Raw genomic sequence first — 24,427 nt, 5'->3', positions numbered from 1 at the left:
CCCGCCCCAGCAGGCCGGCCGACCCCACCCGCCCCCGAGCGATCGCCGCGCCCGCCGCCTCGAACAGGCCCTCGTCGTCGCACAGCTTGGCCAGGACCAGCACCGCACCCAAAAACCCGACCACGCCCGATAATCCGGCCACTTCCTCGGTCGCCTGATGCACCGAGACCGCGCCGACCGCGACCACGATCAGCGCCGCGGGGACCGCGGCCACCGCCTCGGGCCAACCCCGCGGGCGGACGACGGCGAACACGAGCACGGCAGCAAGCAACGCCAGCGCAATGGCTAAGGGCATACGTCCTACGTCCAGGGGTCTTCGCGTCGAAACACCGTCGGCATGTGCAGCGCCACCCCGTCGTCGGCGGCCAGCTCGCCGAGGACACGGATGGACGCGTCCAGGTCGTCGCCCGCATAAGGCAAGGCCCGCAAGGGCTTTGACAACGGGCTGAAGAAGTCGTCCCAGTGGATGAGGATCACCCGGCGCGCACCCACCGCGCGCACGGTCTCGGCCCAGTAGTCGAGCAGATAGGAACGCGGCTGCAGGCCGAGCTGGCCGACGCTGAGATAGGCGGCATCCGCGCGCCGGCCGGCCAGCGCGCCTTTCACGAAGCCGGCGCTGCCCTGGATCAGCAACCGCCGGCCCGACGGTCGGTGGTGCACCAGCGTCGACCACGCCTCGCCGCAGCGGAACGCCGACGCCCGCACCAGNGACCGCCAGGATGACCCCGGCGCCGCCGGGCGCGACCAGCGGCAGCAGCACCAGCGTGGCGGGCAGATTGTTCACGACGTTCGCCAGCAGCGCGGCGATCGCGGCGATCGCGAGCAGCGCGGGCAGTCCCGAACCGGACGGCAACACGGACGACATCGCCCTGTCCATCCCGTTGACCATGACCGCGCGCACCACCACGCCCAGCGCCAACACGAACACCAGGAACGACACGTGCGCCGAGCGCACGATGTCGGCCACCGAGGTGTGCCGACGGCTCAGGCTGCGCACCGCCAGCACCGACGCGCCGATGAGCGCCACCCAGGCCGGGGCGACCCCGACGGACTGGCCGACCACGAACCCGGTCAGCGTCAGCCCGACCACCACCAACACGAACACCGGCGGCCGCGGCGCCGGTCCCACTTCCTCCGGGTTGGGCTGCACGCGCAGGTCACCGGCGAAGAACCACCGGAAGATCACGTACAGCGTGGCGACCGCGCCCAGCCACGGCAACGCCATCAGCACCGTGAACCTGGTGAACGAGATGTCGGCGGTGTGAAACGCCAGCAGGTTGGTCAGGTTCGACACCGGCAGTAGGAGCGAGGCTCCGTTGGCCAAATGTGCCGTGGCGTAGGCGTATGGCCGCACCGGGGTCCGCAGCCGCCGCACGGCGACCAGCACCACCGGGGTCAGCAACACCACCGCGGCGTCCAGGCTCAGCACGGCGGTGATCAGGGAGGCGACGACGAACACCCGCCCCAGCAGGCCGGCCGACCCCACCCGCCCCCGAGCGATCGCCGCGNGGACGCTGCCGCGATCGCCTGCAGCGCGCCGATCTGGTAGACGACATCGGCAACGAGGTCGTCATGGGCGACGTCGATGTAGCGCCTGCCGAATCCGGCCAAATCGCGGTAGCTCACCTGCGCCCCGATCCGCACGCCGCGCTCGGCGGCCGACCGGCACACCCGCAGCAGGCCCGCCGGATCCCCGGCGTGGAACCCGCATGCCACGTTGGCGCTCGTGACGATGCCGAGCATCGCGTCGTCGTCGCCGAGGCGCCAAACGCCGAAGCCCTCACCCAGGTCGGCGTTGAGGTCGATAGCGGGCACCCGCCTAGCTTATGGGCCGCGCGAAAGCCGCCGCACCGCCTATTGCCGGGCCACCTTGGCCGCGATCTGCTCGGCTATGCCCACCGCCGAGCCGGCGGCCAAGGGCGAGGCGCACGCCAGGACGTCGATGGCGACGTTGTTGCGCACGGTCAGGCCCCGTTGGCAGGTCCACCCGTCGCCGCCCTCCTGAACCTCTGACGTGCTGAGCGTGCCGCCGGCTTTATCGATGCCGGCCACCGTCCACACCACCGGGGGCTTGCCCTTGGGCAAATCCGAAAACCGCCGGTTGGCGCAGGCGGACCAGCTTTGCGCCGAGGAGGCGTAGAACGCGTCGGCGTCGCGCGCCGACGGGTACGCGATCACGGCCTGGATGGCGTAGTGGTCGCGGCTCTTGGAGTCGTCGACTCTGTCGTCGAGCCGCTGGCCGCGGATGGCGGTCCATCCGGTGCCGGCATACACCTTGTCCTGGCCGGGCCCGTCGAGCGGCAGGGGGCCGGAATGGTCGGAGGGGACGGCCCTGCCGCCCGCGACGGTGGTGCAGCCGACGGCGAGCGCGGACACCCCGGCGAGCACGACCACGGTGAGTCGCTGGCGCACTGCTGTCCCCCATCCCCACTTTGTGCGACCAGCTTAAGTGGCAACCTCGCGGCGTCGCCCGACGAGCCAGCAACGCAGGTAGCCGACAAACGAGATGGTCGCGACGTACGCCGACACCGGAACGCCGGGCGCCGGCGACAGCAGGATGCCCCCGACGGCGGCGACTTCCGCGAAGGCCACCGAGGCCGCCGGCGAGGCCACCACCCGAGCCGCCGCGCGAACACGAAGCCCGGGACGCGCACCGGGACTCCGCGCGCCGCCGTCGGCGCGCTGCCGATCAGTGCCCCCGCGCCCACCTCGAACCCCTGGTGGGCGGCAACGGCGGGCCGCTGTAGCGTCACCGAACGTGAGGAGTCCCACCCCGCGTCGGCGTGCGACTCTGGCGTCATTGGCGGACGAATTGAAGGTTTCGCGCACCACAATCTCCAATGCCTTCAACCGGCCGGACCAGCTCTCCGCCGACCTACGCGAACGGGTGCTGGCGACGGCGAAGCGGCTCGGTTATCCGGGACCCGACCCGGTGGCACGGTCGCTGCGGACCCGCAAGGCGGGCGCGGTGGGTTTGGTGATGGCCGAACCGCTGACCTACTTCTTCAACGATCCGGCGGCGCGGGATTTCGTCGCGGGGGTGGCGCAATCCTGCGAGGAACTCGGGCAGGGGCTGCTCCTGGTCGCCGTGGGGGCCAGCCGCAGCCTCGACGACGGCACGGCCGCCGTGCTCGGCGCCGGCGTGGACGGGTTCGTGGTGTATTCGGTCTGTGACGACGATCCCTACCTGCAGGTGGTGCTCCAGCGCCGGCTGCCGGTCGTGGTGGTCGACCAGCCCAAGGGCCTGGCCGGCGTGTCCCGGGTCGGCATCGACGACCGGGCCGCGATGCGTGCGCTCGCCGACTATGTGCTCGGGCTGGGGCACCGCGAGATCGGTTTGCTGACCATGCGGCTGGGCCGGGATCGCCGGCAGGGGCTGGTGGACGCCGACCGCCTGCGGTCGCCGGCCTTCGACGTCCAGCGCGAGCGCATCATCGGCGTGTGGGAGGCGATGGCGGCCGCCGGTGTCGATCCGGATTCGCTGACCGTGGTGGAGAGCTACGAGCACCTCCCCGAATCGGGCGGCACCGCGGCCAAGGCGGCGCTGGAGGCCAATCCGCGGATCACCGCGCTGATGTGCACCGCGGACATCTTGGCCCTGTCCGCCATGGATTACCTTCGCGCACACGGCATTTACGTGCCGGGCCAGATGAGCGTCACGGGGTTCGACGGCGTGCCCGACGCTATCGGTCGGGGGTTGACTACGCTGGCGCAGCCGAGCCTGCAGAAGGGACGCCGGGCGGGTGAGCTACTGCTGAAGCCCCCGCGATCGGGCCTCCCGGTCGTCGAACTCCTTGAGACGGAGCTCATTCGGGGCCGCACCGCCGGACCGCCCGCCTAGGTCTTGGGGCGCTATGCGCTTTCGGTGTCGCCGATCAACAACCGCACGGCCAGGTCCAGCCGCTTGCTGACGTCGGTCGCCGAGGCCCGCCGGGTGAGCCAGGCGAGCAGGTTCGACAGCCACACGTCCGAGATCACCCGGGCGATGTGGTACTGGTCCTCGGTCGGTTCGCCGTCGGCCATCGCCCGCGCGAACATGCTGTCGATGAGCTTCTCGACCTGGTCGACCTCGCTGGCCGCCGATGCGTCGGCGAAGACGTAAGCGCGCGTCATCGCCTCGGTGAGCAGCGGATTGCGTTGCATCGCCCGGTTGAGCTTGCCCACCATGAAGTTCAGCCGCTGAAACGGCGTGCCACCGGCGACCGAGGAGCGGTCGGTCTTGGCGTCGATGCGGCTGAACTCCCGGCCGAGCGCCGACACCAGAAGATGCACCTTGGAGGGGAAATACCGGTACAGCGTCCCCACCGCCACGTCGGCGCGGTCGGCGACGGCCCGCATCTGCACCGCCTCGTAGCCGCCCTTGGACGCGATGGCCATGGTGGCGTCCAGGATGCGCTTGCGCCGCTCCCGCTGCGCCTCCGAACCGAGTTCGGACTCAGCCAGGACCGCCACGTTCATGACCTCGCGCGGCTGCGAGTCAGGAACGCGGGCCGAACTCGGGTTGGCTGACGACATCTGAGGAAAGGCTCCTTGTTCAGGTGGTTCGTTCGCAAACGATACGCATGCTGTGCGTAAATTTCCCACCTCCCCGCGCCAGGGACAACCACGTGTGCTGCTGTAATGGCGTTCGACTTGACGCTCGATCGCTGGCACTATTAGAACACGTTCTAGTGGGCTTTAGTGCCCCTTCATCCCCAACCAGGCACGCGGAGGACCAGAGGGTGGTAGCGACCGTCACCGACGAACAGTTCGCCGCGCGTGCGTTGGTGCGCGACTGGGCGCGGGGCGCGTGTTCGAGCGAGGCCGTTCGCGACGTCGAGCAGGGCAAACCCGACGCGTGGCGGCCCGTCTTCGCCGGCCTCGCCGACCTGGGGTTGTTCGGGGTGGCGATACCGGAGGACCGCGGCGGGGCGGGCGGCAGCATCGAGGATCTGTGCGCGATGGTCGAGGAAGCCGCCAAGGCGCTGATCGCCGGGCCGGTTGCGACGACCGCCCTGGCGACGCTGGTCGTCGATGATCCCGAATTGTTGGCCGGCCTGGCGTCCGGGCAACGCTTCGCCGGCGTGGCGCTGGAAGGTGACGTTCGGTTCGACGGCGAGGCGGCACGCGCGTCGGGCACCCTGCCGTGGGTGCTGGGCGGCGCGGAAGGTGCCGTCGTCCTCCTGCCCGCGGACGGGAAGTGGCTGCTCGTCGACGCCGACGGCGAGGGCGTGCAGGTCGAGCCGCTGCGGGCCGCCGACTTCTCCCGGCCGTTGGCCCGGGTGGTGCTGACGTCGGCGCCGGCCACCGTGGTCGAGGCGCCGGGGCAGCGGGTCGAGGAATTGGCCGCGACGGTGCTGGCGGCCGAGGCGGCCGGCATCACCCGGTGGTCGCTGGACACCGCGGTCGCCTACGCCAAGGTGCGCGAACAGTTCGGCAAGCCGATCGGCAGCTTCCAGGCCGTCAAGCACCTGTGCGCAGAGATGCTGTGCCGCGCCGAGCAGGCCGAGGTGGCCGCCGCCGACGCCGCGCNCCTCTCGGAGGTGGAGGGCCTGCGCCCGGAGATCGCGGCGGCGGTCGCCGAGGTTGCCGCGCTGCCCGAAGCCCGACGCCAAGCAGCCATGGCCGAGGCCGGGCTGCAGGCCCCGCATTGGCGGCCGCCGTACGGGCGCAGCGCGTCACCGGCCGAGCAGTTGCTGATCGATCAGGAGCTGGCGGCGGCCGGTGTGGTGCGGCCGGACCTGGTGATCGGCTGGTGGGCGGCGCCGACCATTCTCGGGCACGGCACGCCCGAACAGATCGAACAGTTCGTGCCGGCCACGCTACGCGGCGAATTCCTATGGTGCCAGCTGTTTTCCGAGCCCGGCGCCGGGTCCGACCTGGCGTCGCTGCGGACAAAAGCGGTGCGGTCCCAAGATCCGGGCGGCGGCTGGTTGCTCACGGGGCAGAAGGTGTGGACGTCCGCCGCGCACAAGGCGCGGTGGGGGGTGTGCCTCGCGCGCACCGATCCCGACGCCCCGAAACACAAAGGCATCACCTACTTCCTGGTGGACATGCGCTCACCGGGCATCGAGATCCGGCCGCTGCGCGAGATCACCGGTGACTCGCTGTTCAACGAGGTCTTCCTGGACAACGTGTTCGTCCCCGACGAGATGGTGGTCGGCGCGGTGAACGACGGCTGGCGGCTGGCGCGGACCACGCTGGCCAACGAGCGGGTCGCGATGGCCACCGGCACCGCGCTGGGCAACCCGATGGAGGAGCTGCTCCGGATGCTGGCGGCCATGGACCTCGACGCCGCGCAACAAGACCGGCTGGGACGGCTGATCGCCACCGCCCAGACCGGCTCGCTGCTGGACCAGCGCATCGCCCAGCTCGCCGTGGGCGGGCAGGACCCCGGCGCGCAGTCCAGCGTGCGCAAGCTGATCGGCGTCCGCTATCGGCAGGCGCTGGCGGAGTACACGATGGACGTCTCCGAGGGCGGCGGGCTCGTCCACAACCAAGCGGTGTATGACTTCCTCAACACCCGCTGCCTCACCATCGCCGGCGGCACCGAGCAGATCCTGCTCACCGTCGCCGCCGAGCGGCTTCTCGGGCTGCCGCGCTAGCGGGCAACCATTTCGCCGAGCCGGTAATTTTGCACGCCTGCACTCCCTTGAACCTAAGTCGCACTTTGTCTGCAGATTTACCGCCTGCTACGAAAAATTGGTCTGCGCGCAGGTGCTGGGCGAGGTGATGTTGACGCCGCCGTAGACCACCTGGATGTGGGTGCACGCGATCACGCTGATGTCGGTCTTGGGCTGGCCCGTCTGCCAGTCGGTCGAGTCGATGCGCCCGCTCGTCTGGTACTTGTCCGGCGGTCCCTCGCCGAAGTACACGGTGGTTATCTCGTCGGATCCCATCGCCTTGTGGACCCGCTCGAACTGGCCGTTGGCGTGCGTGTCCAGGTAGGCCAGCCGGTTAGGCGACCGAACCTCGGTCGTTTGGCGCGCCCACAGGCCCGGCGGGAACCCGGTCACGCCGTCGGGAGTGAGCATGTCGGCCCCGACGGTGAAGTCGCAGTGGCCGTCGGCCTTGAAGCAATTGAGGAAAGCGTGCGTCTCCAGCTGGTTGGGGCCGTCCAGCGGGAACCGGGTGGTGGCGGTGTTGCTCGCCGCCGAGGCGACCGGACCCGGCGCCAGCGCCAGCATGGCGCCGACGGCCGCGAATCCCGGCAATAGCCGCTTCATCGGCGCCCCCTTCCGGTTCGCTACGCGACTACTCGTCGTAGGTGACTTCTACCGAATCAGATTCCGGGCGAGATTGACAGGCCAAGATCAGGCCGTCGTCGAGGTCCTGCTGCTCCAGGACGTCGTTGACCTCCATGCTGACCTTGCCGCTGCGCAGGGTGCAGGCGCACGCCCCGCAGTGTCCCTCCCGGCACGAGAACGGCGCCTCCAAACCCTTCGCCAGCAACACGTCGAGCAGCTTGGCGTTGCGCGGCCACGACACGGTGTGCGTTTCGCCGTCCAGCTCCACCACGGCCGTGGCCGGCGGCTGGTCGCCTTCGGCGGTGTCCTCGACCTTCACCGCCGCGAACGGGTCCGACTCCAGCGACTTGAACACCTCGATATGCACCTGTGCCGCGGGCACTTCCAGCCCGTTCAGCGCGACCCGCGCCGCTTCCATGAACGGGCCCGGGCCGCAGATGAACACGGGCCGATCGGTGAAGGGTGAGGCGAGCTTCGCCAGGGCGGTCGCGCTGGGCAATCCCTGCAGCGATTCCAGCCAGTGCAGCACCGTGAGCCGGTCGGGATACTTCGCGGACAGCTCGCGCAGCGCGTCGGCGAAGATCACCGAGCGGTCGTCGCGGTTGGCGTAGAGCAACGTCACCTGCCCGCTGCCCTCGGCGAGGGCGGACTTGCAGATCGACATGATCGGCGTGATCCCGCTGCCGGCCGCCATCAGCAAAAAGTCGTCGTCGAGCGTCTTGGGCACGAAGTTGCCCGATGGCGCCAGCACGTGGATGCGCATGCCGGCGTGTGCGTGGTCGCACAGCCAGTTCGACGCGTAGCCGTCCGCGGTCCGTTTCACCGTGACGGTCAGCGCGTCATCGGTGAACGGCGAGCTGCACAGCGAGTAGCACCGCGCCACCGAGCCGGTGCGCTCGCTGGGCACGCGCAACGTCAGGAACTGCCCGGGGGCGTACCGGAGCCGCTCCGGTGGGATCGCCGGATCGCCGGGCGCGTCCGGCACCGCGAACACCAGCGACCGCGCCTCGTCGGTTTCGGCGACGACCTCGGCGATCTGCAGTTCCAGGACGTGGTCGCCGAGCGGCTCGTCGGGAATCGCTTCCGTCAAGACCTCGTCCCTTCCTTTCCTGGCAACTAGAACATGTTATAGAAAACCGGATTCGTATCGCTACCAGCCGCAGGAATACCCTGCTCGACACAAATCGGAACGTGTTCTAGTCTTCTGGGTAAGTCCGCACTCCCGGGGAGGCAAACTTACGTGACGTCCATTCAACAGCGCGATGCGCAGTCGGTGTTGGCTGGGATCGACGACCTACTTCCGAAGATCCGGGAGCGCGCCCAGGCCACAGAGGATCTGCGCAGGCTGCCCGACCAGACCGTCCAGGACCTCGAGGACATCGGGTTCTTCACGCTTTTGCAGCCCGAGCAGTGGGGCGGCCTGCAATGCGACCCCACGCTGTTCTACGAGGCCGTCCGCCGACTGGCCAGCGCGTGCGGCTCCACCGGGTGGGTGAGCTCGATCATCGGCGTGCACAACTGGCACCTGGCGCTGTTCGACCAGCAGGCCCAGGAGGACGTCTGGAGCGACGACCCCAAGACCCGCATCTCGTCGTCGTACGCCCCGATGGGCGCCGGCGTCGTGACCGACGGCGGCTACCTGGTGAACGGCTCGTGGAACTGGTCGTCGGGCTGCGACCACGCCTCGTGGACGTTCGTGGGCGGCCCGGTCATCAAGGATGGCCGGCCGGTTGACTTCGGCAGCTTCCTCATCCCCCGCAGCGAGTACCGCATCGACGACGTGTGGCACGTCGTGGGCCTGCGCGGGACCGGCAGCAACACGCTGGTCGTCAAGGACGTCTTCGTGCCGCGGCACCGGTTCCTGTCCTACAAGGCGATGAACGACGGCACCGCGGGCGGCTATGCGACCAACACCGCTGCGGTGTACAAGATGCCGTGGGGCACCATGCATCCCACCACCATCTCGGCGCCGATCGTCGGCATGGCCTACGGCGCGTACGACGCGCACGTGGAGCACCAGGGCAAGCGGGTGCGGGCGGCGTTCGCCGGTGAGAAGGCCAAGGACGATCCGTTCGCCAAGGTCCGCATCGCCGAGGCGGCCAGCGACATCGACGCCGCGTGGCGGCAGCTGAGCGGCAATGTCGCCGACGAGTACGCGCTGCTGTCCGCCGGCAAGGAGATCCCGTTCGAGTTGCGCGCCCGCGCCCGCCGTGACCAGGTGCGCGCCACCGGCCGGTCGATCTCCGCGATCGACCGCTTGTTCGAGGCGTCCGGCGCCACCGCGCTGGCCAACGACCAGCCGGTGCAACGGTTCTGGCGCGACGCGCACGCCGGGCGGGTGCACGCGGCCAACGATCCCGAGCGCGCCTACGTGATCTTCGGGAACAACGAATTCGGGTTGCCGCCTGGCGACACGATGGTCTGATGACCACGACGACGGGGGAGTTGACGTTCGAATCCACGTCGCGCTTCGCCGAAGTGGACGTGGACGGGCCGCTGCAGCTGCACTATCACGAGGCGGGGGCCGGTAACGATCAGACCGTGGTGCTGCTGCACGGCGGCGGTCCCGGCGCGTCGAGCTGGACCAACTTCTCGCGGAACATCGCGGTGCTGGCCGAGCGGTTCCACGTGCTGGCCGTCGATCAGCCCGGGTACGGACATTCCGACAAGCGGGCCGAGCACGGGCAATTCAACCGCTACGCCGCGCGGGCGCTGGGCGGCCTCTTCGACCAACTGGGCCTGGGACGCGTTCCGCTGGTGGGCAATTCGCTGGGCGGGGGCACCGCTGTCCGGTTCGCCCTCGACTATCCGGAGCGGACCGGGCGCCTGGTCTTGATGGGCCCCGGCGGGTTGAGCGTCAACCTGTTCTCGCCGGATCCGACCGAGGGCGTCAAGCGGCTGTCGGCCTTCTCCGTCGCCCCCACCCGCGAGAACCTCGAAGCCTTCCTGCGGGTGATGGTCTACGACAAGAACCTGATCACCCCCGAGCTGGTGGATCAGCGCTTCGCGTTGGCCAGCACGCCGGAATCGCTGGCGGCGACCCGGGCGATGGGAATGTCGTTTGCGGGGGCCGACTTTGAGCTGGGCATGATGTGGCGCGAGGTGTACCGGCTGCGCCAACCGGTGCTGCTGATCTGGGGGCGTGAGGACCGGGTCAACCCGCTGGACGGGGCGCTGGTGGCGCTGAAGACCATTCCGCGTGCGCAGCTGCACGTTTTCGGGCAATGTGGGCATTGGGCGCAGGTGGAGAAGTTCGACGAGTTCAACAAGCTCACCGTTGATTTCCTGGGAGGCGCGCGATGAGTATCCGGTCCCTGGGTTATCTGCGCATCGAGGCCACCGATATGGCGGCCTGGCGCGAGTACGGCCTGAAGGTGCTCGGCATGGTCGAAGGCAAGGGCGGCACCGAGGGTGCGCTCTATTTGCGGATGGACGACTTCCCGGCCCGGCTGGTCATCGTGCCCGGCGAGCGCGACCAGCTGAGCGAGGCCGGTTGGGAATGCGCGAACGCCGAAGGCCTGCAAGAGATCCGAAACCGGCTCGACGTGGAGGGCACGCCGTACAAGGAGGCCACCGCGGCCGAGCTGGCGGATCGCCGGGTGGACGAGATGATCCGGTTCTCCGATCCGTCGGGCAATTGCCTGGAGGTCTTCCACGGCGCCGCCCTGGAACACCGCCGGGTGGTCAGCCCGTACGGACACAGGTTTGTCACCGGCGAACAGGGCCTGGGGCACGTGGTGCTGACCACCCGCGACGACGACGAGACGCTGCACTTCTACCGGGATGTGCTGGGCTTCAAGCTGCGCGACTCGATGCGCCTGCCGCCGCAGCTGGTGGGGCGGCCCGCCGACGGGGCGCCGGTCTGGCTGCGGTTCTTGGGCTGCAACCCGCGTCACCACAGCCTCGCTTTCATGCCCGGACAGACCCCGAGCGGCATCGTGCACCTGATGGTCGAGGTGGAGGAGGCCGACGACGTCGGTCTGTGCCTGGACCGGGCGCTGCGCCGTAAGGTGCCGATGTCGGCCACGCTGGGCCGCCACGTCAACGACCTGATGCTGTCCTTCTACATGAAGACACCCGGTGGGTTCGACATCGAGTTCGGTTGTGAGGGCAGGAAAGTCGACGACCACGACTGGATCGCCCGGGAGAGCACCGCGGTGAGCCTCTGGGGTCACGACTTCACGGTCGGCTTCCGCGCCTAACCCGAGGCCAACCATGTCGGCACAGATCGATCCGCGAGCCTTCCGGCAGGTGCTGGGTCAGTTCTGCACCGGGATCACCATCATCACCACCGTGCACGACGACGTCCCGATCGGCTTTGCCTGCCAGTCTTTTGCGGCGCTATCGCTGGACCCGCCGCTGGTGCTGTTCTGTCCCACCAAGGTCTCGCGATCCTGGAAGGCCATCGAGGCAACCGGCCGGTTCTGCGTCAACGTGCTGACCGAACAGCAGAAGGACGTGTCGGCCCGGTTCGGGTCCAAGGAGCCCGATAAATTCGCCGGAATAGACTGGCACCCATCGGAATTGGGTTCGCCGATCATCGACCGCTCGCTCGCCTACATCGATTGCAAGGTGGCGTCCGTGCACGACGGCGGGGACCACTTCGTGGTATTCGGCGCGGTCCAATCGCTTTCCGAGGCCCCCAAGATCAAGCCCCGGCCACTGCTGTTCTATCGCGGTGACTACACCGGCATCGAGCCCGACAAGACCACGCCGGCCCAGTGGCGCGACGACCTGGAAGCTTTCCTCACGACGACCACCCAGGACACCTGGCTCTAGCACCTCGCGCGGCGACGCGCCGGCCGCGAGCCCATGTTTGGCGGCCGCAGGCTTTCGGGAATGCGTTGTGTCATGCGCTCACCGGCGACACGGGCGTTGAGAAAGTACCTGAAAACCCGGACAAGGCCTGCTCGGTGACCACCACGACAACGTCGTCGGCACCGAGGCGCTTCGGCAGACGGCGCTGACGGCCGGAACGACGGTGGGCGGGAACGGTTTCAGCTACGGCATACGCGCGAGCAACAGATCACCCGCCGATGCGGGGAAGGCACATTACAGCTCGTGTGAGAGGCACACCCGATGGCCCGCTTGAGGGGGGCGGGCCATCGGGTGTGCCCGGGTCTTTAGCCTGATGCGGGCCGGTGAGGGCGGACGGATTCGGGGTCGGCCACTGGCTCGTGCGATGTCTCCCCGGTCTGATCACCCGGTTCCCTGACGTTGGGGTCGAGGCTGTCGGCGCGCCTGAACTGGTCCTCGAGTTGCTCGCGCGATGTCGCCGCGTCGCTCTGGTGCCTGGCGGCTCGTTCCTGCAACCTAGCGGCTTCGGCGGCCTTGGCTTCGGCCTCGGCCTGCGCTGCACGCGCCTTGGCGGCCGTTTCGTCGGCGAGCGCTTGCCGCCGTTCTACCCGCGACGACGCGATCTTGGCCTGTTCGCGAATTTCCTCGGCCTGCCGCTGCCGGCGGCGACGCGTTGCTCTGTTGGCCGCGAAGATCACGGCGGCGATCACCAGGACCGCCACGACCACGGCGATCACGATCCAAATAGTGGTGCTCATCAGGGGCTCCGTACGTTTGGTGGGTGGTGTGCTGCAGCGCCCGTCGGTATCGGGGTCCCCATATTTGACAGATATAAAACAAGGCGGGTGGCGCCGCTATCTGAAGTCGAGCGCCTCGACGGTCGCGATGGGGCCTTCGTGCGTCGGCCGGTTCGCGCCGCCGATGCAGTAGACCGTGTTGCCCACCGCCGCCACCGCCGCGGCGTGGCGCGGCGTCGGCATGGGGGTGATGGTGCTCCATTTGCCGGCCGCGATGTCGTACATCTCGACCACGTTCAGCACCATCGTCGGTTCCTCGCCACCGACCACGACGATGCGGCCGTCGAGGTAGGTGGCGCCATAGCTGCCGCGCGGCGTCGGCATGCCCACCAACTTGGTCCATGTCCCCGCCGCCGGATCGAACCGTTCCAGCGCCGCCGAGTTCTTGTCGGAGGACAGGAACCTGCCGCCGATCGCGTACACATAGGTGCCGTCCGACACCGCGGCCAGGTGTTCGCGCGGGGTGGGCATGTCGGCCGCGTCCCGCCACGAGCTGCCGTCGAAGACCTCGGTCTGGGGGACGATCTGCTTGTCGTTCTGCCCGCCGACGACGACGAGCTTGTCACCGGCCACCGCCGCCGCCGGCGCCGCCCGCGCGTGCGCGAGGCCGGGTAGCTCCACCCAGTTGCCGCCGCGCAGCGCGAACACCTTGCTGGAGGCGTCCGCGATGTTGTCGCTGGCGCCGCCGAGCACGACGACCTCGCCGCGGAAGGTTGCCGCCGCCGCGTGGTGCAGCGGGATGGGCAGCGGCGGTCCGGTCTCCCAGGTCCCGGTGCGCGGGTCATAGCTCTCGACCGCCTGCAGCGCGGCGCCGTTGCGCAGCCCACCCATGAGCCAGATCTTGTCGCCCTGCACGGCCCACGCCATCATCAACCGGGGCGTCGGCGCATCGGGCAGGGAACGCCATTGCGGTGCTGGCTGAATCTGGCGGGCCGGCAGCTTCAACGCTTCCGCCGTCGCAACCAGCTGGCTATCCCCGACGGCCGTCGAGCCGCCGATCGCATACACGGACTTCTCGACCGCGGCGACGGCCATCCCGTGTCGCGCCGTCGCCATGTCCGGCAGTGTGTCCCAGGTCTTCATCATCAGGTCGAACACCGAGACGCTCTTCAGCACGCGCCCCGACGACACGCCCCCGACCGCGACCAGGCGTCCATCGGCGATCGCCACCCCCAGGTCGCTGCGCGGTTGCGGAAGCGCGGCCAGCGCCTTCCACGTCTTCGCGGCGGGGTCATACGCCTCGACCGAGGCCAGGTCCGAGCCCGCGCTGCTGCCGCCCACCGCGTACACCAGCTTTCCGTCCGACGCGGCGGCCAAGAGCTGCCGCGGAGTCGGTAGCGGTGCACCCAGGCTCCACGAGGCGCCGTCGAAGACCTCGGTGGTGTTCAGCAAGACGCCATTGGCGTCCACGCCGCCGGTGACGACGAGGCGGTCTCCGGCCACCGCGGCCGCCGCTGCCGCCCTGGGCTGCAACAGGTGTGGCAACTCCACCCAGCGGCTGTTGACGACGCGCCAAACCTGGTCGCTGGCAACGTTTTTGCCATTGTCCGTCCTCCAGCCGCCGAGCACGACGGGGTTTCCCTGCCACGTGACCGCCGTCGCGTGCGCCAGCGCCACCGGCAAATCGTCGCCGCCCTTCCATTCGTCGATGGCGGGGTCGTACCCCTCGTGCCTGGTGGTGGCGAGGCCGTCGCTGCGAATGCCGCCGAAGACCCAGATCGTGCCGTCGGCCTGGGTGGTCGCGACCGCGTCGCGCGCGACGCGCGCGTTGGTAATCGGTTTCCACGCCGCCGGCGCGGGGCCGGTCGGCGCGCTCGTGGCGGTGTTGTGGTTGTCGTTGGGCCGCAGGCCGAGAAAGACGGCGCCGGCTACCAACACGGCGACCACGGNCGCGTCCTTGTCACCGATCGCCGAGGTCGCTCCGTCGTGAGCGGGCGGTCGCCCTTCGCCGCCGTTGGTGTCGGGCGAGACTCCGGGACTGCCTCCGGTGATCGCCATCGCATCGGGTTTCAGGCCGTTGAGGCGCTGCGCGGCCTGCAATTCGCGGCCGAACTCCTCGGCCGAGGCGGGGCGCTCGGCCGGATCGAGCGCCATCGCCCTCTCGATCGCCGCGCACACCGCGTCCGGGATTCCGTCTGGGCGCATGTTCGGAACCCCGGTGGTGCTGATCCGCAGATACTGCGCGATCAGGTCTTCGCCCTTCCTGCGCTCGTGGGCGGCGTTGCCGGCGATGAGGGCATAAATGGTGGCACCCAGCGAGTACATGTCGGCGGCAACCGTCGCCGGGTTGCCCGTCATCACCTCCGGCGCGGTGTAATCGATCGTGCCGGAGAAGAACCCGGTCGCCGTCTCGTAGCCGCCTTCGATATGGGCGATGCCGAAATCGCTCAACTGCGGTTCGCCGTAGTCGTTGGTGAGTATGTTCGCCGGCTTGATATCGCGATGCAGCGTTCCGGCCCTGTGTGCGGTTTCCAGTGCGCCGCAAAGCTTTACACCGATCCGCAAGGCTTCGGGCCACGGGACCGGGCCCTCCCGGCGCAGCCGCACCGCCAGGGAATCCGCCGCGTGATAGGGCATCACGATGAATGGCCGGTTGCTGGTGCTCACGCCGACCCGCAGGATGTTGACGATGTTCGGATGCCCGGACAGCCCGCCCATCGCGTAGCCCTCGCGCAGGAACCGTTCCCGGCTCTCCTCGTCCATGTGCGACGGCAGCACCTTTACCGCGACGTTTCGACCCAGTGCCGTTTCGTAACAGCAGTAGATGACGCCGGCGCCACCCCTGGCCACCTGGCGTGCATCCTCGAAACCGGCGGCCGCCAGCTCCGCGGCGATTCCGCCGGATACCGACGCCACGCCGTCGGACCTGGGTTCTTCGGGCATTCCTCGGCGCTTAACCTCCGGTTCATGGAGCTCAGAGAGCTCAAGAGTAGCGCCCGCGACCTCGCCGGTATATCCCTCGGCGCGCTTCGTTATCAAGCCAAGATCAGTTCGGCCAACCGCTTGTGGGTGCAACGGGTTTGGCACGGGCGATCGCGGCTGACTCGGGCCAGAATGGCCCTATGACGCTGGATCTCAACGGGTATTTCGATCGCATCGGCTTCCGCGGCGCCGCCGAGCCGAACCTGGACGTATTACAGGCCCTGGTGACCGCCCACACGCGAACGATCCCGTTCGAGAACCTCGATCCGCTGACCGGAGTGCCGGTGGATGACCTGAGCCCAGAGGCCCTGACCGACAAGCTCGTTCACCGAGGCCGGGGCGGCTATTGCTACGAGCAGAACGGGCTGATGGGTTACGCGCTTTGCGAAATCGGCTTCCGGGTGCGGCGATTGGCCGGCCGCGTGGTTTGGATGCTGCCGCCCGACGCGCCGCTCCCGGCGCAGACCCATACGGTGTTGGCGGTGACCTTCCCCGGCTCCCGGGGGCCGTATCTCGTCGACGTCGGGTTTGGCGGCCAGACACCGACCTCGCCGCTGCGCATCGAAACCGGCAGCGTCCAACAGACGACCCGCGAACCTTACCGGCTCGAGGACCGTCGCGACGGGCTGGTCCTGCAGGCGCTCATCCAAGACCGGTGGGTGCCGCTCTACGAATTCACCACGCGGACCCGGCCGGACATCGACCTGAAGGTGGCCAGCTGGTTCGTCTCCACCCACCGCTCGTCGCACTTCGTGACCGGCCTGATGGCGGCGAAGGTCACCGACGACGCCCGACTGAACCTGGCCGGCCGCGAGTTGACCGTCCACCGTGCCGACGGCAGCGAGAAAATCCGTCTGCGGGACGCGGCCGCCGTCGTCGACACCCTCGCCGAACGGTTCGGGGTCAACGTGGCCGACGTCGGGGAGCGCGGCGCGCTGGAAGCCCGCCTCGACAAAGTCCTCGACGCCTAATCCGCACGTCGTTGGACGTGACGACCGCCATACCGAGGTAAATGCGGCAAATTATAAGAACGTCTATTAATCTGACCCGACGTGAGTCGGGATCACGGGTCAACCAATACTGTCGGCGTCGCCTCGGGCGGCGTCGACGCTGACGCCGCCGCAGCCGGCACGATCGTGGTGCCCGAGGGCGTGACGTTGACCTCGAATTTCGACCGGAACAGGGCCCAGCTCGGTGACAGCCCGGCGTACCGCTTCCTCGACTACTCGCAGGAGCAGGACGGGCGGGTTGTCGAGCTCAGCTGGAACGAGCTGTGGTCGCGGGTCTGCGCGATCGGCGCCCGTTTGCAGCAGGTCACCCAGCCCGGGGATCGGGTGGCCATCCTGGCGCCGCAGGGCCTCGACTATGTCGCGGGCTTCTTCGGCGCCATCCATGCGGGCAATGTCGCGATCCCACTCTTTGCGCCGACTTTGGCCGGGCACGGCGAGCGGCTGGCGGCGGTGCTGGCCGACGGCCGGCCGGCGGCGGTCTTGACGACTACCGCGGCCGCCGAATCGGTTCGGACGTTTATCCGGACTCTGCCCCCGCACGAGCGGCCGCGGGTTATCGCGGTGGACNCTCTGCCCCCGCACGAGCGGCCGCGGATGATCGCGGTGGACGCGGTACCCGCAACGCTGGGCGCTACCTTTACCGACCCCGTCCGGGACACCGACGACCTCGCCTATCTGCAGTACACGTCCGGGTCGACCCGCACGCCGGCCGGGGTGGAGATCACCCATCGCGCCGTCTACACCAACGCGATGCAGATGATCCTGCACGGCGGGCTGAACACCGACGTCCAATGCGTGAGCTGGCTGCCGCTGTATCACGACATGGGACTGATGATGATCGTGTTCACGGCGTATTTCGGGGCGCACGTCACGCTGATGGACCCCATGGCGTTCCTTCGCCGGCCCTACCGATGGATCAAGCAGCTCGGCATTGCGGCGACCCGAGGCCGAACAATGGCCGCGGCGCCGAACTTCGCCTTCGAGTTGACGGCCCAGCGGGGCCTTCCTCCCCAGGGTGAGGATCTCGACCTCAGCAACGTGGTGTGCCTGCTCAACGGGTCGGAGCCCGTGAGCATGTCGGCCATCGAGCAGTTCACCAAAGCGTTCGCCCCGTACGGTCTGCCCGCCACGGTGGTCAAGCCGTCCTACGGGATGGCGGAAGCGACACTGTCGGTCGCCAGCATCGCCTCGGACGCCGCGGCCAGCGCGATCTTCCTCGACCGGCAGCGGCTCGGCGCCGGCCGCGCGGTCGTCGTCGAGCCGACCGCCGCCGATGCGGTCTCCCTTGTCTCGTGCGGGCAGCCGATCCTCGAGCAGTGGGCGGTGATCGCCGACCCGGACGGCGCGGAGGTGCCCGACGGCACCGTGGGGGAAATCTGGTTGCACGGCAACAACGTCGGCCGCGGATACTTCGGGCGCGAGGACGAAACACGACGGGTGTTCGGCAACAAGCTGCAGTCCCGGCTCGAGGTCGGGAGCCACGCCGAGGGGGCCCCGGACAACGGGTCCTGGCTGGCCACCGGCGATCTCGGCGTCTACGTCGACGGCGAGCTGTATCTGCCGGGGCGGATCAAAGACCTCATCATCATCGACGGCCGCAACCACTACCCGCACGACATCGAAACGACGGTGAGCGAAGCCTCGACGGCCATCCGCACCGGCTATGTCGCCGCGTTTTCCGTTCCCGCCGAGGCGGTTTCATCCATCCCCAGCGGCGGCTCCGGCGAGCAGGTGGTCGTGGTCGCCGAGCGCGCCGCCGGGGCGGGCCGCGAGCTGGGGCCGATCGCCGATACCGTGCGCGCCGCGATTTCGCGGCATCACCAGATTCGCGTCGCCGATGTGCGGCTGGTGGCGGCCGGGGCCATCCCCCGCACGACCAGCGGCAAACTTGCCCGCAACGCCTGCCGCGCCGAGTACCTCGAAGGGCGTTTCAACCGCTGACCGCCAGCCAGGGCCCGATCCGTCGCAGGGCCTCCTCGATGTCGCCGGTGGGTCCGGCGAACGAGAGCCGGACGAACGAATTGCCGCGCGCGGTGTCGAAGTCGATGCCCGGTGCGATCGCAACGCCGGTGTCGGCCAGCAGCTTTGAGCAGAATCCCAGCGAGTCGCCGGTGAAGTCCGACACGTCGGCATACACGTAGAACGCGCCGTCGGTGGGCGCCAGCCGGTCGACGCCGATCGCGCGCAGCCCGTCAAGCAGCAGCGAACGGTTGACCGCGTAATGCCGCAGATTGCCGTCGGCCTCGGCGGTGGCCTCGGCGGTGAACGCCGCCACCGCGGCGATCTGCGACAGCGCCGGCGGGCAGATGGTGAAGTTGCCGGTCAGGCAGTCCACCGCCCGGCGCAGCTCGGGCGGCACCAGCAGCCAGCCAAGCCGCCAGCCCGTCATCGCGTAGTACTTCGAAAAGCTGTTGACCACCAACGCGTCTCGCGACGTCTGCCAGGCGCAGCTGGTCTCCGGTGCCCCGTCGTAGACCAGGCCGTGGTAGACCTCATCGCTGATCAGCCGCACACCGGATGCCTCGCACCACGACGCGATCGCGGACAACTCGGCCGGCGGTATGACCGTCCCGGTGGGATTGGCGGGGCTGGCGACGATCACGCCCTTAATCGGTGGGTCCAGTTCGGCGAGCATTCGCGCCGTGGGCTGGAACCGGGTTTCCGGCCCGCACGCGATATCCACGACCTCACATCCCAACGCCGACAAGATGTTTCGGTAGCAGGGGTAGCCGGGACTGGCCAGCGCCACCCGGTCGCCGACATCGAAGCACGCCAGGAAGGCGAGCAGGAATCCGCCCGAGGAGCCCGTGGTCACGACGACCGCGTCGGGCTCCACGTCGATGCCGTGTTTGGTTTGGTAATCGGCCGCGATCGCGGCGCGCAGCTCCGGAATGCCCAGCGCGACGGTGTAACCCAACTGGTTGGCTTGCAGCGCGGCGGCCGCCGCCGCGCGCACCGGCTCGGGCGCGCCGACGCTGGGCTGGCCCGCCGACAAGTTCACCAGGTCGCCATGGCTGTGCTGGCGCTCCGCGGCGGCCAGCCAGACATCCATCACATAGAACGGCGGGATGCCGGCGCGCAGTGCGACCCGATCGGTCACGTCGGCAGCACTTCGGATTCCAGTTGGCGCAGCAGCTCACGCGGCGAGCCGAGCAGTTGGGCGCTGCCGTGCGCGCGTTTGAAGTACAGGTGCATGTCGTGTTCCCACGTGATCGCGATCCCGCCGTGCAACTGAATCCCCTCGGCGGCGACGTCTTTCAACGCCTCGGTGGCGGCGAGGCGCGCGGTGGCGGCATTGGTGGGCGTGGGGTCGTCGCAGGCGTCAGCCACCACGGCCTTCGCCGCGGCGACGGTGACATACAGATCGGCCATCCGATGCTTGAGCGCCTGAAAGCTGCCGATCGGGCGGCCGAATTGGACGCGGCTCTTGGTGTATTCGACGGTCAGTTCCAGGCAACGTTCGGCGGCACCGATCTGCTCGGCCGCCAGCAGGATGGCCGCGGTGTCCGCGATGCCGGGGTCGGCGCCGATCGTCTCGGTCTCTTCGGGCCGCACCCGGGCCAGGCGACGGGTGGGGTCCATGGTGGCGACGGGCTGCGCGGTGAAGCGGGTCCACCTGCTCAGCCGGTCGCCGTCGACGGCGACGACGACGTCGGCGACGTCCCCGTTGACCACGTAGTCGGGGGCGAGCACCAGCGCGCCGATCGAACCGCCCTCGGCGAGCCCGGTCAGGGTTTCGCCGTCCGGCTCGGCCGCGGCGAGCAACGCCAGCTGCGCCAGCGTGGTACCCAGCAGCGGGGAGGGCACCAGGGCGCGGCCCAGCTCCTGCAGAACCGTTGCGGCGTCGGCCAATTCGCCGCCCGCGCCGCCCAGCTCCTCGGGAACCACCAGCGCCGCCGCGCCGACCTGCTCACATAACAGCCGCCACAGCGACTCGTCGTAGCCACGCTCGGACTCCATCGCGGCGCGCACCGCCGCCGGCTCCGCGTGCTTGGCCACCAGGGCCGCGACGGTCTCGCGCAGCAGCTCGCGCTCTTCGGTCATACTCATAGCGCCTCCAGCACTCGGCGCCGATGCGCCTGCGGCGTGCCCCACGCCGAGCGTAATGCCTGCACCCGCAGCAGCCACAGCGACAGGTCGTGTTCCTGGGTGAACCCGATCGCGCCGTGGGTTTGCAGCGAGGCGCGCGCCGCCAGCAGGGCCGCCTCGGACGCCGCGGCTTTCGCCGCGCCGACGTCGCGTGATTCCAGCGAGAGCGCCGCGCCGTACACCAGGGGGCGGGCCAGCTCGATCGCGATGTGCACGTCGGCCAGCTTGTGCTTGATCGCCTGATAGGAACCGATTACCCGGCCGAACTGGCTGCGTTGCTTGGCGTAGTCGACGGCGCCGCCCAGCAGCGCCTCGGCGGCGCCGACCAGTTGCGCCGCGGTGGCCAACGCCCCGAACTCGTAGGCGCGCCTGACGTCCGCTTGCCAGGGCTCACCCGACGCGGTGACGTCGTAGAGGCGGCGGCTGGGGTCGACGGACTCGTGCTCCTCGCCCTGGGCCGCCTCTGTCACACCGCTCTCGTCGGCCAGCAGCACCAGCCCGGCCGTTTCGGCGTCGACGGCGCGCGGGGCGTGCGGCGGCATCGCGACGGTGGCGATGAGCTCGCCGGAAGCCAGGCCCGCGCAGCGCTCATCGTCCGCCAGCAAAATCGGTGCCACGGCAATGGATTCGGCCACCGGGCCCGGCACGCACCAGCGGCCGAGGCGTTCGAGGGCGACCACCAGGTCGACGGGCTCGGCGCCGATCCCGTCGAATTTCTCCGGCACGGCCAGCGCGGTGACCCCCAGGTTCGCCAGCTGTTCCCACACCTTGCGGCCGGGCGCGGTATCCCCCGCGGACCAGGCACGAATGGTGCCCGGCAGGTCCGCCGCGCCCAGCGCCGCGTCGATGCTGGCCGCGAAGTCGCGCTGCTGTTCGTCTAGTGCGAAGTCCATTACCTTTTCTCCCGGGGCAGACCCAGCAGACGTTCCGAGACGATGTTGCGCTGGATTTCGTTGGTGCCGGCGTAGATCGGGCCGCCCAGGGCGAACAGCAGCCCGTCGGTCCACGGGCCGGCCAGCTCGCCATCGGCGTCGAGGACGTCGAGCGCCGTCTGATGTATCGCCACGTCGAGGTCCGACCAGAACACCTTGGTCACCGACGATTCGGCCCCGAGCTCGCCGCCGGCGGCCAGCCTGGTCACCGTGCCGAACGTCTGCAGCCGATAGGCCTGCGCCTTGATCCACGCGTCGGCGACCCGGTCGGCGAATTCCGGGGGGCTGCCGCGGTCCTTCCACAGGCCCACCAATCGTTCCGCCGCCGCGAGGAAGCGGGCGGGGCTGCGCAGCGACATGCCGCGCTCGTTGCTCGATGTGCTCATGGCCGCCCGCCACCCCTCGTTCGGGGTGCCGATCACGTCCTCGTCGGGGACGAAGACGTCGTCGAGGAAGATCTCCCCGAAGCCGGTGTCACCGCCGAGCTGCACGATGGGCCGCACGGTGACCCCGTTGGCCTTGAGGTCGAACATCAGGTAGGTCAGGCCGTTGTGCCGCTCGGCCGACGGGTCGGAGCGGAACAGCCCGAATCCCCGCTCGGCGAACGGCGCCCGCGAGCTCCAGATCTTCTGCCCGTTGAGCAGCCAGCCGCCCTCGGTTCGGGTCGCGGTCGATCGCAGCGACGCCAGATCGCTGCCGGATTCGGGCTCCGACCAGGCCTGCGCCCAGATCTGTTCGCCGCTGGCCATTTTCGGCAGGATCCGGTCGAGCTGCTCGGAGGTGCCGTGCGCGAACAGCGTCGGGGCAAGCATGGAGGTGCCGTTGGCGCTGGCCCGGCCCGGCGCCCCGGCGCGAAAGTACTCCTCCTCGAACACCACCCAGTGCAGCAGCGGTGCGTCGCGGCCACCGTACTTGTGCGGCCAGGTGATCACCGACAGGCCGGCGTCGAACAGGACCTTGTCCCAATGTCGGTGCTGGGCAAAGCCTTCGGCGTTGTCATAGGACTTCGTCGGGATCTCCCCGGCGTTTGCCGACAGGAATTCGCGGACCTCGGCCGCAAACGCCAGCGTGTCGTCGTCTAATTGCAGGTCCATCAGGCCAGCTCCCGCAGTTGTGGTTTGACCACCTTGCCGCCCGGGTTGCGCGGCAACGTGTCGACGAACCGCACCGACCGCGGTGCCTTGAAGTTCGCCAAATGCTCACGGGTGTAAGCGATCACGGATTCCTCGTCGAGGTTGGCGCCCGGCCGGGCCACCACGAACGCGCGGCCGACCTCGCCCAGGCGCTCGTCGGGGACCCCGATCACCGCGGCGTCGGCCACGCCCTCCATCCGGGCCAGGACCTGCTCGACCTCGGCGGGGTAGACGTTGAATCCGCCGCAGATGTACATGTCCTTGAGCCGGTCGGTGATGCGCAGGTTGCCCGCGTTGTCGACGGCGCCGATGTCACCGGTGTGCAGCCACCCGTCGGGGTCGATGGCGGCAGCGGTCGCCGCCGGGTCGTCGAGGTAGCCCAGCATCACGTTCGGCCCGCGCAGCAGCACCTCACCCGCTTCCCCGGGAGCGCGTGAGTCGATGCGCAATTCGAAGTCGGCGAAGGGACGCCCGCAGGTGGTGGCGACGGTGACCGCGTCGTCGTCGGCGCGGCACATGGTGCCCATGCCGTTGGCCTCGGTGAGCCCGTACGCCGTCAGCACGATGTCGATGTCGAGCTCGGACTGCATGCGCTCGACCAGCACGACCGGCACGGTGGCCGCGCCCGTCACCGCGAACCGCAGCGAGCTCAGGTCGTAGTCGCGCCGCGCCGGATGATCCAGCAGGGTCTGGTAGATGGTGGGCGGCCCCGGCAGCACGGTGATGCGATGTTGCTCGATCGCCTGCAGCGCGCGCAGCGGGTCGAAAATCAGGTGGGGGATCAGTGTCGCGCCGGTCTGCAGGCAGGCCAGGATGCCCGCCTTGTAGCCGAAGTTGTGGAAGAACGGGTTGATGCAGAGGTACCGGTCGTCGCTGGTGATTTTGCCGTTGGCCGCCCACGACGCCGAGGCCGACAGCGACTGCCGGTGCGCACACAACACGCCTTTGCTGCGCCCGGTGGTGCCGGAGGTGAACAGGATGTCGCTGACGTCGTCGGGGGTGACGGCGGCGGCGCGGGCGGCGACCGTGTCGAGGTCCGCACCGCAGGCGAGGAAGTCTTCCCATGTCCCGTCGCCGGCCTCGATCGGGATTCGAACGACGTGCCGCAGCTCGGGCAGGGCGCCGCGATCGAGGTCGGCGACGCGATCCTGGCCGAGGAATCGCCCCATCCCGAACAGCACCGGCGCGCCGGTGCGCGCCAGGATGTCGCTCGCTTCTTCTGCGGTGTAGCGGGTGTTCAGCGGCACCATCGCGGCCCCGGCGTGGTGGATCGCCAGGCAGGCGACCACCCAGTGCCAGGTGTTGGGCGACCAGATGGCCACCCGGTCTCCCGCCCGGACACCGAGCGCGATGAGTGCGGCCGCCGCCCGGTGTACCGCGTCGCGCAGTTCGGTTGCCGTGAAGGATCGCTCGTCGGTGATCAGCGCGGCCTGGTCGGGGAATTGGTCGACGAAACGATCCAGCGCCGCGGGCACGGTGCGGGGCGCGCTCGGCATTGATGACGCTCCTTAACAAAGCAAG

The 24,427-nt window shown here is 69.3% G+C and carries 19 protein-coding genes and 5 pseudogenes; 8 read left to right on the top strand and 16 right to left on the bottom strand.

The window, feature by feature from the left end; translation table 11 throughout:
* From BN4348_RS52635 to BN4348_RS52610, 6 genes and pseudogenes are all read right to left on the bottom strand, one after another.
* Positions 1-295 (bottom strand): annotated as a pseudogene (locus BN4348_RS52635) (arsenic transporter); the annotation flags it as partial.
* Between the two features lie 5 nt (positions 296-300).
* A pseudogene (locus tag BN4348_RS52630) lies at positions 301-702 on the bottom strand (MBL fold metallo-hydrolase); the annotation flags it as partial.
* Positions 692-1,507: pseudogene (locus BN4348_RS52625) on the bottom strand (SLC13 family permease); the annotation flags it as partial. The pseudogenes BN4348_RS52630 and BN4348_RS52625, both read right to left, overlap by 11 nt.
* A 5-nt stretch (positions 1,508-1,512) precedes the next feature.
* Positions 1,513-1,815, bottom strand: a pseudogene (locus tag BN4348_RS52620) (LamB/YcsF family protein); the annotation flags it as partial.
* A 39-nt stretch (positions 1,816-1,854) separates the two neighbouring features.
* The gene (locus BN4348_RS52615) at positions 1,855-2,412 is read right to left on the bottom strand and encodes a sensor domain-containing protein (protein ID WP_066916458.1); all 558 of its coding nucleotides are present in this window, start codon (positions 2,410-2,412) and stop codon (positions 1,855-1,857) included.
* A gap of 33 nt (positions 2,413-2,445) precedes the next feature.
* Positions 2,446-2,628: pseudogene (locus BN4348_RS52610) on the bottom strand (metal ABC transporter permease); the annotation flags it as partial.
* Positions 2,629-2,758: 130 nt separating this feature from the next.
* On the opposite strand from BN4348_RS52610, the gene BN4348_RS52605 reads away from it, so the two are divergent.
* Positions 2,759-3,841: a LacI family DNA-binding transcriptional regulator gene (locus BN4348_RS52605; RefSeq protein WP_066916456.1), complete on the top strand. Its 1,083-nt coding sequence runs from the start codon at positions 2,759-2,761 to the stop codon at positions 3,839-3,841.
* Positions 3,842-3,852: 11 nt separating this feature from the next.
* Here BN4348_RS52605 and kstR read toward each other — a convergent pair whose 3' ends face one another.
* On the bottom strand, positions 3,853-4,452 hold the full coding sequence (gene kstR, locus BN4348_RS52600; protein WP_142308823.1) for a cholesterol catabolism transcriptional regulator KstR: 600 nt from the start codon (positions 4,450-4,452) through the stop codon (positions 3,853-3,855).
* 269 nt (positions 4,453-4,721) lie between these two features.
* Between kstR and BN4348_RS52595 the strand changes: the two genes are divergently transcribed.
* Positions 4,722-6,584, top strand: a complete 1,863-nt coding sequence (locus tag BN4348_RS52595; protein WP_066916452.1) for an acyl-CoA dehydrogenase — start codon at positions 4,722-4,724, stop codon at positions 6,582-6,584.
* An 87-nt stretch (positions 6,585-6,671) separates the two neighbouring features.
* On the opposite strand, the gene BN4348_RS52590 is transcribed toward BN4348_RS52595, so the two are convergent.
* On the bottom strand, positions 6,672-7,205 hold the full coding sequence (locus BN4348_RS52590) for a hypothetical protein (RefSeq protein ID WP_066916450.1): 534 nt from the start codon (positions 7,203-7,205) through the stop codon (positions 6,672-6,674).
* A gap of 28 nt (positions 7,206-7,233) precedes the next feature.
* Entirely contained in the window at positions 7,234-8,316 is a 1,083-nt protein-coding gene (locus BN4348_RS52585; protein ID WP_066916448.1) for a ferredoxin--NADP reductase, read from the bottom strand.
* 150 nt (positions 8,317-8,466) lie between these two features.
* Between BN4348_RS52585 and hsaA the strand changes: the two genes are divergently transcribed.
* From hsaA to hsaB, 4 genes are read left to right on the top strand one after another with little or no spacing between them, the layout of a single operon-like run.
* Entirely contained in the window at positions 8,467-9,651 is a 1,185-nt protein-coding gene (hsaA, locus tag BN4348_RS52580; protein WP_066916446.1) for a 3-hydroxy-9,10-secoandrosta-1,3,5(10)-triene-9,17-dione monooxygenase oxygenase subunit, read from the top strand.
* Entirely contained in the window at positions 9,651-10,529 is an 879-nt protein-coding gene (hsaD, locus tag BN4348_RS52575; RefSeq protein ID WP_066916444.1) for a 4,5:9,10-diseco-3-hydroxy-5,9,17-trioxoandrosta-1(10),2-diene-4-oate hydrolase, read from the top strand. Before hsaA ends, hsaD begins: the two co-directional genes overlap by 1 nt.
* On the top strand, positions 10,526-11,428 hold the full coding sequence (gene hsaC, locus BN4348_RS52570) for an iron-dependent extradiol dioxygenase HsaC (protein WP_066916442.1): 903 nt from the start codon (positions 10,526-10,528) through the stop codon (positions 11,426-11,428). Before hsaD ends, hsaC begins: the two co-directional genes overlap by 4 nt.
* A gap of 13 nt (positions 11,429-11,441) precedes the next feature.
* Positions 11,442-12,005: a 3-hydroxy-9,10-secoandrosta-1,3,5(10)-triene-9,17-dione monooxygenase reductase subunit gene (gene hsaB / locus BN4348_RS52565; RefSeq protein ID WP_066916440.1), complete on the top strand. Its 564-nt coding sequence runs from the start codon at positions 11,442-11,444 to the stop codon at positions 12,003-12,005.
* A 344-nt stretch (positions 12,006-12,349) separates the two neighbouring features.
* Here hsaB and BN4348_RS52560 read toward each other — a convergent pair whose 3' ends face one another.
* Together BN4348_RS52560 and BN4348_RS52555 are read right to left on the bottom strand one after the other, a co-directional pair.
* Positions 12,350-12,760: a hypothetical protein gene (locus tag BN4348_RS52560; protein ID WP_235852807.1), complete on the bottom strand. Its 411-nt coding sequence runs from the start codon at positions 12,758-12,760 to the stop codon at positions 12,350-12,352.
* A 117-nt stretch (positions 12,761-12,877) separates the two neighbouring features.
* Positions 12,878-15,703 (bottom strand): serine/threonine-protein kinase, encoded by a 2,826-nt coding sequence (locus tag BN4348_RS52555; protein WP_066916437.1) that lies wholly within the window; start codon positions 15,701-15,703, stop codon positions 12,878-12,880.
* Positions 15,704-15,882: 179 nt separating this feature from the next.
* Between BN4348_RS52555 and BN4348_RS52550 the strand changes: the two genes are divergently transcribed.
* The gene (locus BN4348_RS52550; RefSeq protein ID WP_066916435.1) at positions 15,883-16,713 is read left to right on the top strand and encodes an arylamine N-acetyltransferase family protein; all 831 of its coding nucleotides are present in this window, start codon (positions 15,883-15,885) and stop codon (positions 16,711-16,713) included.
* An 81-nt stretch (positions 16,714-16,794) separates the two neighbouring features.
* Entirely contained in the window at positions 16,795-18,693 is a 1,899-nt protein-coding gene (locus tag BN4348_RS52545; RefSeq protein ID WP_066916434.1) for an AMP-binding protein, read from the top strand.
* Here BN4348_RS52545 and BN4348_RS52540 read toward each other — a convergent pair.
* Genes BN4348_RS52540 through fadD3 form a run of 5 tightly spaced genes read right to left on the bottom strand, consistent with a single transcriptional unit; the run spans position 18,683 to position 24,402 of the window.
* Positions 18,683-19,852: a pyridoxal phosphate-dependent aminotransferase gene (locus BN4348_RS52540; protein ID WP_066916432.1), complete on the bottom strand. Its 1,170-nt coding sequence runs from the start codon at positions 19,850-19,852 to the stop codon at positions 18,683-18,685. The two genes, BN4348_RS52545 and BN4348_RS52540, sit on opposite strands and share 11 nt — an antisense overlap.
* A complete protein-coding gene (gene ipdE2, locus BN4348_RS52535; RefSeq protein WP_096866204.1) occupies positions 19,849-20,802 on the bottom strand; it encodes an acyl-CoA dehydrogenase IpdE2 in 954 nt (317 codons plus the stop codon). The genes BN4348_RS52540 and ipdE2 overlap by 4 nt, the downstream gene beginning before the upstream one ends.
* On the bottom strand, positions 20,799-21,734 hold the full coding sequence (locus BN4348_RS52530; RefSeq protein WP_066916428.1) for an acyl-CoA dehydrogenase family protein: 936 nt from the start codon (positions 21,732-21,734) through the stop codon (positions 20,799-20,801). Before BN4348_RS52530 ends, ipdE2 begins: the two co-directional genes overlap by 4 nt.
* A complete protein-coding gene (locus tag BN4348_RS52525; protein ID WP_066916426.1) occupies positions 21,734-22,867 on the bottom strand; it encodes an acyl-CoA dehydrogenase family protein in 1,134 nt (377 codons plus the stop codon). The genes BN4348_RS52530 and BN4348_RS52525 overlap by 1 nt, the downstream gene beginning before the upstream one ends.
* Positions 22,867-24,402 (bottom strand): 3-((3aS,4S,7aS)-7a-methyl-1,5-dioxo-octahydro-1H-inden-4-yl)propanoate--CoA ligase FadD3, encoded by a 1,536-nt coding sequence (fadD3, locus tag BN4348_RS52520; protein ID WP_066916424.1) that lies wholly within the window; start codon positions 24,400-24,402, stop codon positions 22,867-22,869. Before fadD3 ends, BN4348_RS52525 begins: the two co-directional genes overlap by 1 nt.
* Positions 24,403-24,427: the final 25 nt, after the last annotated feature.

Source organism: Mycobacterium interjectum (genome assembly GCF_900078675.2).
GTDB lineage: Bacteria > Actinomycetota > Actinomycetes > Mycobacteriales > Mycobacteriaceae > Mycobacterium > Mycobacterium interjectum.
The sequence above is the reverse complement of the archived record's forward strand: the minus strand, read 5'-3'. Positions and strand labels throughout refer to the sequence as shown.

Excerpts from the sequence above, each read along its gene's own strand:
- hsaC (WP_066916442.1), top strand. The coding sequence starts at position 10,526 with ATGAGTATCCGGTCCCTGGGTTATCTGCGCATCGAGGCCACCGATATG.
- BN4348_RS52525 (WP_066916426.1), bottom strand. The coding sequence starts at position 22,867 with ATGGACCTGCAATTAGACGACGACACGCTGGCGTTTGCGGCCGAGGTC.
- BN4348_RS52530 (WP_066916428.1), bottom strand. The coding sequence starts at position 21,734 with ATGGACTTCGCACTAGACGAACAGCAGCGCGACTTCGCGGCCAGCATC.
- ipdE2 (WP_096866204.1), bottom strand. The coding sequence starts at position 20,802 with ATGAGTATGACCGAAGAGCGCGAGCTGCTGCGCGAGACCGTCGCGGCC.
- hsaD (WP_066916444.1), top strand. The coding sequence starts at position 9,651 with ATGACCACGACGACGGGGGAGTTGACGTTCGAATCCACGTCGCGCTTC.
- BN4348_RS52550 (WP_066916435.1), top strand. The coding sequence starts at position 15,883 with ATGACGCTGGATCTCAACGGGTATTTCGATCGCATCGGCTTCCGCGGC.
- hsaB (WP_066916440.1), top strand. The coding sequence starts at position 11,442 with ATGTCGGCACAGATCGATCCGCGAGCCTTCCGGCAGGTGCTGGGTCAG.
- BN4348_RS52590 (WP_066916450.1), bottom strand. The coding sequence starts at position 7,205 with ATGAAGCGGCTATTGCCGGGATTCGCGGCCGTCGGCGCCATGCTGGCG.
- fadD3 (WP_066916424.1), bottom strand. The coding sequence starts at position 24,402 with ATGCCGAGCGCGCCCCGCACCGTGCCCGCGGCGCTGGATCGTTTCGTC.